This is a genomic window from Methyloglobulus sp. (assembly GCF_046714055.1).
In the GTDB taxonomy this organism is placed as follows: Bacteria; Pseudomonadota; Gammaproteobacteria; order Methylococcales; family Methylomonadaceae; genus Methyloglobulus.
The window spans coordinates 1-8449 of sequence record NZ_JBKKBJ010000220.1; the positions used below are offsets into that span (position 1 = coordinate 1).

The window sequence follows — 8449 nt, forward strand, 5'->3', positions numbered from 1 at the left end:
TTTGTAGCGGCGTGATGTCATGTCTATATACAATTCATTATATTTATCAATGGAGTACATTATACCACGCGGATGGTGAAATAATACTTTCACAGTCTCTAAAGCGAAACCGCCTTAACATTACTCATTCTGGTTGATGAATCATTCAAACATCAAGTCCCGTCCCAGTTGCTTTTCCAGCTTCGGGTCGCTCAACCCATACTAACCTTGCAGCAACAAGGCCTTGAATATCAGCAACGGCGGCCACGCACGCTTGTTCGCCCTGCTTCTGCATGGATGCCAGACATCTGCCTTTCTATCTGCGGCCAATCTATCAACTGGTGGATACCGTCAAGTTCTTCCAAGGTTTCGTGGTGCCGGACTGGGGCATCGCTTAAACTGGTTTGGGCTAGATTCTTCCAGGGCATGGGCTGTTGCTCTGACTTTGAAAAAGGCTTATTTTACCAGCTTTAGGGCTTGGATTCGTGCAAAGGTCTCATGATATTACAGAGCAGAAGCTATTTTTTGCGAACTATTTCAAAGGGTCTTCGGTGTAGGAATTATTACAGTCTATGTAACCAGTCTGAAATCCCTCGCTCGATTAAATTGAGCGAAGCAATAAAAGCGGAAATATTTTTTCGGTAGGGGTCAGGGATATCAAAATTGCCCCAATGTCCAAGGCGAAAAACTTTGCCTTTTGCACAATGGTCCAGTTTTTCAATGGTTGTTTTGTGGGAGCTTTCCATGACCAGAATAATGTCGGCGTTACGGATCATGTCTTTGGTCAATTGACGTGCGCGGTAGTCGCTAATGTCTATGTTTTTTTTGAGCAAAAGTTGACAGGCATGCGGATCCGGCGGGTAGTCCACACAGGCGCCTAAGCCAACTGAGCTAATATTGAAGTCTTCTTTCCCATAGGCAGAAAGGGCTTCTTTTAACAAGCCTTCCGCCATCGGGCTTCTGCATACATTTTCCATGCATACGATGAGTATATTTTTAAACAACATCTTAAGTTTTTACAAAAAATACCGTTTGGTTATAGAAAGAGGCTAAAAATAACATAAAACCTTGTATCCTAGCCAGTTAGCTATCAATCGAACTGAGCTAGTGTATCAAAATTAGGACTTACAGGCATACGCAAATTCGAACTTTTTCTTGTGGCAGTCCGTATTCGATTTTTTGCCCTGACACTAACTTTACATCTGAGGGCTAATGATTTGTTCTCATTCACGGGCAGTGCTGAGTAAGTATTCATACGGATATATTTTATTCTTTAAACGCTTAAAATTAAGCAAAATTTAATGGATATGACGAAGAATTAACAGGTTGCTTGTCCGTAAATATAAGCAGTTGTTCCCTGCGTCCCCAAAGCCTCTAGAGCTGACTAACTGCTTTGGAAAGCACTGTGATAGTCTTAGGAAGACCACACAATATTGTCATCGGAGGATTTTTGATAGATAAAGCAACAACCTCTAGCAGTTGGTGTCTTCCCTGGAAGAATACTAGGGTTGGAGGTGAGCTTCTGACTTTAGTGTCCTCATTTATTCCAGCCTTCTCAAAAAAGGGGGAAGGGCATCTGAATCTTTAGGGGTTCCTACTGGTATTTGATATTTAATAAAATGCATATGTTTCTAAATTTCTTTTTAACTCCCATGATTGCGTCACTTGCTTTTATGGCCGCCCTGTATCCTTATGCCGTGAAAATAGGCTTCACGGATAAGCCATGCCATAGAAAGCAGCATAAAAACCCTACCCCACTTATCGGGGGCTTGGCTATCTATTTGGCCATATTAGTGACGCTGACCCTAAATATAAATCTTCTTCCTAATCAAGGTGCTTTTATTTCGGCCATTACGTTATTGGTTTGCGTAGGTCTTATAGACGATTACAAAAGCCTCGGTGTCAGGATCAGGTTGGTCGCCCAAATTGTCGCCGGATTCATAATGACTGAATATGCGGATATAAAAATCGAGAACTTAGGTGATATTTTCGGTTTTGGAGAAATCCATCTTGGCGTTTTTGCGAGTGCTTTTACAGTTTTCGCGGTAGTGGGGGGGATCAATGCATTCAATATGATCGACGGAATGGATGGTTTGGCAGGTAGCTTGACCCTGATCTCAGTCGCGTCACTGGCGGTTGTGTCTTGGATGTCAAATGATGATGTTATATTTACTTACTGCCTAGTTTTAAGTGCCTGTATCTTGGCTTTCTTATCTTTGAATTTGCGAATTTTTGGGCGTTCAAACGCTAAAGTATTTTTGGGCGACACTGGCAGCACCATGTTTGGTTTCAGTGTTTGCTGGCTGGCTATCGATGCGTCGCAGGGAGCAAACAACCTGATTACGCCATCAACGGTTTTATGGATTATGGCGCTTCCGTTGATCGATTCTGTTTGCATAATGTTACGCCGAATAGTGAAAGGAAGGTCGCCAGTCAATCCTGATAGAGAACATTTGCATCATCTTTTTATTGTAGCTGGTTACGGCAACAACGCTACCCTGATCATTATACTGGTAGTCTCGCTTTTTTTATCCATTACGGGCATAACTGTCGGGTGTTGTCTAGGTACCCCAGACCCCGCAATATTCTGGTCTTTTATAGGTATTTTTGTTGGTTATTACTGGCTAATGAATAACGCCTGGAAAATAATGAAAATATCCCGTTATATTCGTGTCAACCTAGTAGTGGACAGGCGAAATGGAAACCCATTAAAAACAGAAAATCCAAGATCTGGGCGCGATAGACGATATGTTCCCTCAAAACATGAGCTAGAAAATTTTGATAGGGTTTCTGGGGGGGTTATGGCTTGGTTACTTGGTCAACGGTTTCGAAGAAATGAGGCACAAGCCAGGAAAAACGGCATCAAAGACAACCAAGATGGTTTGGTCAATGAGCAAGTTGCTATGGATGATGAAGTAAACATCCCTATAGAACAAGAGCAACCCGCCGACAATAATAAAGCAGATGAAAATATCAAGCCTTCCGAGCCAACATAGATCGGAAAGTGGTTGGAAAATCTAGCATTCAACTGGAATTATCAATCACAACCCCTGTATAGTGGAAGACCCTCAGCAATTCGGGGTATGTTGCCCCGAATGCAATGTTTCTCGAATGGTTCAAATGTACCGATACCGTCAAAAAGTTAGGGACGGGGTACAAACCCAATGCCCCGCGTGTTTCTATTTGTTGCTAACAGTTTTAACCACTCAACAAATCTTCCACCCGCTGAAAACCTTTAGGCAAGGACAACCCCCTGTTGGCGCGATTGCCTGAGTAATGGGCTATATCGATGGCCTTCAGGGTCAATTGCCGTTTTCCGGAAACAATAACCAGTTGGCCATTGACGGGTATCGCGGCCATGGCAACTATGTGGTCTTTCCCTGACTGTAACTCTTTGTTCGGGATTTGGATCAACTTATTGCCTTTGCCTTTCGCCAGCTCGGGCAGGTCGATGACAGGGAAAATAAGCAATCGGCCTTGCAGCGTAACAACTGCCAGCAAATCCGTTTGGCTGGCTACCGGTGTGGGCTTGACGACTTTTGCGCCATCAGGCAAAGAAAGGAGTGACTTGCCGGCCTTGTTTTTACAGGACAGTTCTTTGACTTGAACCCTGAATCCGTAACCTGCGTTGCTTGCGAGCAAATACCAGTCCTCTGGATTTCCGGCCAGCAAATAGGTGAATAATGAGCCGGGCGCAGGATTCAATCGTCCCGTTAATGGCTCGCCTTGGCTCCTTGCCGAAGGCAGGTCATGCGTGGTGGCACTGTACACCCGTCCGGTGGAATCGAGTACATAAACGAGCTGGGTTGAGCGGCATTTGACTGCATCGAGAAAACCGTCACCAGAGCGGTAACCCAGGCTTGCAACATCAATATCATAGCCCTTTGCTGCCCTGATCCAGCCTTTCTCGGATAAGATGACGGTCAATGGCTCATTCGTGATTAACGCCGTCGTTTCCAGTGCTTGCGCGGCTTCCCGTGCGACGATGGGGGAGCGGCGGTTGTCGCCGTATTTTTCCGCATCTTCCTCGATTTCCGATTTGATCAAGCGGTTTAATAGCTGTTTGGATGCCAGGATTTTTTCCAATTCTTGCCTTTCCTGCTCCAACTCGGCTTGTTCGCCACGGATTTTGATCTCTTCTAGTTTGGCGAGATGCCTTAGCTTTAATTCCAGAATAGCTTCGGCTTGGATTTCGGTAATGCCAAAACGTTCGACCATAACGGCTTTGGGATGGTCTTCGTAGCGGATGATGGCGATGACTTCATCGATATTCAGGTAGGCTATCAACAAACCTTCAAGGATATGCAATCTTGCCAGCACCTTATCCAAACGAAACTGTAGGCGTTTACGGACTGTTTCGGTGCGGAAGGCCAACCATTCCAACAGGATTTCCCGTAAATTCTTGACTCTAGGCCGACCGTCCAAGCCGATCATGTTCATGTTGACGCGATAACTTTTTTCAAGATCAGTCGTGGCAAACAAATGTGACATCACCTCATCGACATTAATCCGTTTCGACTTGGGAATGACGACTAAGCGGGTCGGATTTTGGTGATCCGACTCGTCGCGCAAATCTTCGATCATCGGCAGTTTTTTCGCCAGCATTTGCGCGGCAATCTGCTCCATCAACTTGGAACCCGACACTTGGTAAGGCAATGCGGTGATGATGATATTGCCGTCTTCCTGGTCATAGATGGCACGCATTTTTATCGAGCCGCCGCCAGTGACATAGATTCTTTGTATATCCTCAGCGGCTGTGATGATTTCCGCTTCCGTTGGATAATCGGGGCCTTTGATATGTTCTAAAAGCTGCTCTAAAGGGGCATCAGGTCTATCGAGCAAATGGATACAAGCCCCGGCGACTTCCACCAGATTATGCGGCGGAATATCGGTCGCCATGCCCACGGCGATACCCATCGTGCCATTCAGGAGCAGATTAGGCAGCCTTGCCGGTAACAGCACGGGTTCTTGCATCGTGCCGTCGAAATTATCCGACCAATCGACCGTACCCTGCCCTAATTCGCTCAACAAGGTTTGGGCATAAGCGGTCAAGCGTGATTCGGTGTATCGCATGGCGGCAAACGATTTGGGGTCATCCGGCGAACCCCAGTTGCCCTGCCCGTCGATCAGCGGATAACGGTAAGAAAAATCTTGCGCCATCAACACCATCGCTTCATAACAGGCGGAATCGCCATGCGGATGGTATTTACCCAACACATCACCCACCGTCCTGGCCGATTTTTTGTATTTGGCCAGCGCGGTAAGGCCCAGCTCTGACATCGCATAAACAATCCTCCTTTGCACCGGCTTTAAACCATCGGCAATGTGCGGCAGGGCGCGGTCTAAAATCACATACATGGAATAATCCAGGTACGCTTTTTCCGCGAATTCCTTTAACGGCAAGCGTTCACAATTTTCTTGTACGACACTCATTATCTCGACTCTTCCTCAGTTATTTCTGTGTTCAATGCGCGGACTTTTTCCAGGCTTTCCTGGCGTAATTTTTTGCGTATTCCTGCTCCGGCATAACGCCGTTTTTCCGCCTCGGTTTCTAATATCAACTGCGAGACTTCTATTGTCTTCCCGTGTTCATCCAGCGCGACCATCGTAAAATAACAAGAAGTGGTATGCCTTTTTTCATGCGTCCGCAGATTCTCGGCGATGACTTTGATGCCAATTTCCATAGACGACCGCCCGACATGGTTGACGTGCGCCAAAAAAGTGACCAGCTCGCCCACATGCACCTGCTGCCGAAAAAACACTTGATCCAACGCCGCTGTGACGACATAGCTTTTACAATATTTAGCCGCACAGGCATAAGCGACTTGATCCAGCAATTTAAGCAACGAGCCGCCATGCACATGACCGGAAAAATTCGCCATATCCGGTGTCATGAGGACGGTCATTGTCAGGTATTTTTCTTGTTTGGTCATTTGGGGAAGATTAGCAAGTAGTTGTAGTGTTTAGCGCACCTAGACTAGACTGTACAGCAATGCTTATGTATTCAATCAACTACCCCCACGGATACTCGTTGGCTGATAGCTTTATCAATTAGATGCCTTACGGTATCCATAACATTAATGAATTCAATTTTTTGCATGAATGCAATAGGGCCTACTTCGAGGAACAATTTGCCAAATGCTTCATCAGCAAAACTACTAGAAACTAAAGCTATATCAGCTAAATCAATGATAATTTTTTGATTTCCTCCCATTCTCAGTAAATTAGTTAGTTTATTGCGTACTGGCTTTCCAGAAACTCGACTGCCAAACGAATCTGACTCCGTTTTCAAAATGAAACGAATCATCCCGTCATCCGACTTTTCATACTGGGTTTCAACGTAATCAACTGGGCTGTATTTCTTCCCTCCAAATCTCAGGGCTTCTTCAAGAAGTTTCGGTTGTGTAAAATCAATAGTTGCAACAACAAGTGTCCCGTCGTAAGGAATATTTTCGTTAACAATACGTAAACCTTTTTTTTCAGTAAATTCCAAGCAAGCATGACCTGAGTGAACACTAAAATAACCCCGAGATTTGCTACAAATTTGGTAGCTTCCAAATAAACCGTTACCTTGGCCTATTTTTTTATCTCTAGTAACTCCTTCTCTAATAGCTTTATCTAGTGCGTCTGTATCAGAGGTAATTTCAGGATGACCTTGTTTAAGCGTTTTAGGGATGCCAACTCCAGCATCTGCGACTACAAACTGAACTTGTTTTTCGTTTTTAAACGTAGAAAGTTGTATCAGTCCACCGATAGGCGAATCAGAATGTACTAAAACATTATCCGTTATTTCATTTATAGACCATTCAAATGCTGCAAAATCAGAGCGTTGCATTTCAGGAATTGCACCTAATATAACATTAACAATTTTGTTAACGGCATTTTGTTGTTCAGATGGATTTTGGTATTGAGTTACGGGTATTCTTGAATAACCACGATATATCGGCGGGTCAAATCGCCTAGGATCAATAAAATATGCCCAACCAGTGTTTTTAAATAAATTAGATAGCTTATTGTCTTTGGGTAGTTCAAGGGAAAAATAAACGCCAGCTTTTCTGTATGCCATAATTTGAGCACACACGGAAAGCATCGCATTTTGAAAGGCTGAAGTGCAATCGCTGAAATCGAGCACTATTTCAGAATATCCAGCTTTATTGATGGCAGTATGGATATAAGAAAGAAGTATAGGAAATTTATCGAAAGCCCCTACAATGATAATCTTATCGTTAATTCTATCTATATCCACTACTTCTCTCTTTAAGTGTTAGCGAATAGCCCGTATGAAGCGCAACGAAATACGGGAAATCGGAGCCACGAAATCCCGGATTCCGCTACGCTCCATCCAGGCTACTCAATTATTTAGTTTTGGTATTAGCTTTGTCTAAACTAGCCAGAATCGCCTTTTTATCCCATTTCAAGGTTTCGCAATCCGCGCAAAGGTGGGCTTTGGTGTAATCTTCCTCCGCTTTTATGCGGTTTTCTGTGCCGGGATGGGACGACATCCACTCCGGCCCTTCGCCTTTACCTTTAAACGCTGCTTTCATTTTTTGAAAAAAGTCACCAAGCCTTGCGGATCAATTTTACTTTTCTGCAATAGCACGGCAGCACGGATCTAGACCCGCCTTACTGATTACACAAATATTATATATTCATACAAAAATAATACTGTCATTGTATCCCGCTACGGTGCGATCGTGTGTCACCAAGCGCATCGGTTCACTTAATGCCTGGGCGATGAGCATCCTGTCGAAAGGATCGTTATGGATGGCATGCAGGGATTCTATTGCGAGGGTGTGGGTAGCCTGTATCGCTAAGATTTGATAACCCGCAGCCAAAAATAAATCGTATGCACGGCTAGCCGACACTGGCATATCGCCACGGGCAAGCTGGAATTTGATGCCGATTTCCCACAAGGATGCCACGCTGATTAAAACTTCGTTTTCCGGCTCTAAGATCAGTTTTTGGGCTTTGGGTGTTAAGCGGCGGTCATTCGTCAATCCCCATAAGGCGATTTGCGTATCAAGCAGCAGGCGCATCGTTGCCAGAACCCTTATAAAAAAGCCCGGCAATTTCTTCGTTAACGCCATCGATATTTTCCGGTACGGTAAATTCGCCCTCGGCAATACCGATCCGGCGCGAAACATCCTTGTAGTGGTAAATCGGCACCAACCGAGCAACCGGTTTGCCGTTGCGCGAAATAATAAATTCACTTTCTTCCCCAGAAGCAATCTGATCGACTAGCTTGGATAAATGGGTTTTAACGTGAAATAAGTTAACGGTTTGCATCATGAATACCTCATAAAATTGACTAGACTAGTTTAGTCTATTTAAAGAGAATTATTCAATAAATTTTTTGAGAGTGTTTACATAAATATAGTTTTTTAGTTTAATATAGCCTTATCCTGATACGGTGGTGGGTATGGTCATGTTGAACTGCAAGCGATGTGGGGGCGAGCGCCTGACCAAGGAC

The 8449-nt window shown here is 44.5% G+C and carries 9 protein-coding genes; 1 reads left to right on the forward strand and 8 read right to left on the reverse strand.

Annotated features, from left to right (window positions below; all coding sequences use genetic code 11):
- Nucleotides 1-230: 230 nt before the first annotated feature.
- Nucleotides 231-407, reverse strand: coding sequence for a hypothetical protein (locus tag ACLQ6D_RS13285; protein WP_411727799.1), 177 nt, complete (start codon nt 405-407; stop codon nt 231-233).
- Between the two features lie 135 nt (nt 408-542).
- Nucleotides 543-986: a low molecular weight protein-tyrosine-phosphatase gene (locus ACLQ6D_RS13290; protein WP_411727800.1), complete on the reverse strand. Its 444-nt coding sequence runs from the start codon at nt 984-986 to the stop codon at nt 543-545.
- Between the two features lie 645 nt (nt 987-1631).
- Between ACLQ6D_RS13290 and ACLQ6D_RS13295 the strand changes: the two genes are divergently transcribed.
- Nucleotides 1632-2975: a hypothetical protein gene (locus tag ACLQ6D_RS13295; protein ID WP_411727801.1), complete on the forward strand. Its 1344-nt coding sequence runs from the start codon at nt 1632-1634 to the stop codon at nt 2973-2975.
- A 202-nt stretch (nt 2976-3177) separates the two neighbouring features.
- Here ACLQ6D_RS13295 and parC read toward each other — a convergent pair whose 3' ends face one another.
- From parC to ACLQ6D_RS13325, 6 genes are all read right to left on the reverse strand, one after another.
- Entirely contained in the window at nt 3178-5412 is a 2235-nt protein-coding gene (gene parC, locus ACLQ6D_RS13300; protein WP_411727802.1) for a DNA topoisomerase IV subunit A, read from the reverse strand.
- Nucleotides 5412-5912 carry an acyl-CoA thioesterase gene (locus ACLQ6D_RS13305; protein WP_411727803.1) on the reverse strand — a complete coding sequence of 167 codons (501 nt, stop codon included), beginning with the start codon at nt 5910-5912 and terminating at the stop codon, nt 5412-5414. The genes parC and ACLQ6D_RS13305 overlap by 1 nt, the downstream gene beginning before the upstream one ends.
- 71 nt (nt 5913-5983) lie before the next feature.
- A complete protein-coding gene (locus tag ACLQ6D_RS13310) occupies nt 5984-7225 on the reverse strand; it encodes an STAS-like domain-containing protein (protein ID WP_411727804.1) in 1242 nt (413 codons plus the stop codon).
- Between the two features lie 109 nt (nt 7226-7334).
- On the reverse strand, nt 7335-7523 hold the full coding sequence (locus ACLQ6D_RS13315; RefSeq protein WP_411727805.1) for a hypothetical protein: 189 nt from the start codon (nt 7521-7523) through the stop codon (nt 7335-7337).
- A gap of 105 nt (nt 7524-7628) precedes the next feature.
- Complete coding sequence (locus tag ACLQ6D_RS13320; protein ID WP_411727806.1) at nt 7629-8015, reverse strand: type II toxin-antitoxin system VapC family toxin; 387 nt, start codon at nt 8013-8015, stop codon at nt 7629-7631.
- The gene (locus tag ACLQ6D_RS13325; protein WP_411727807.1) at nt 7999-8268 is read right to left on the reverse strand and encodes a type II toxin-antitoxin system Phd/YefM family antitoxin; all 270 of its coding nucleotides are present in this window, start codon (nt 8266-8268) and stop codon (nt 7999-8001) included. The genes ACLQ6D_RS13320 and ACLQ6D_RS13325 overlap by 17 nt, the downstream gene beginning before the upstream one ends.
- Nucleotides 8269-8449 lie beyond the last annotated feature (181 nt).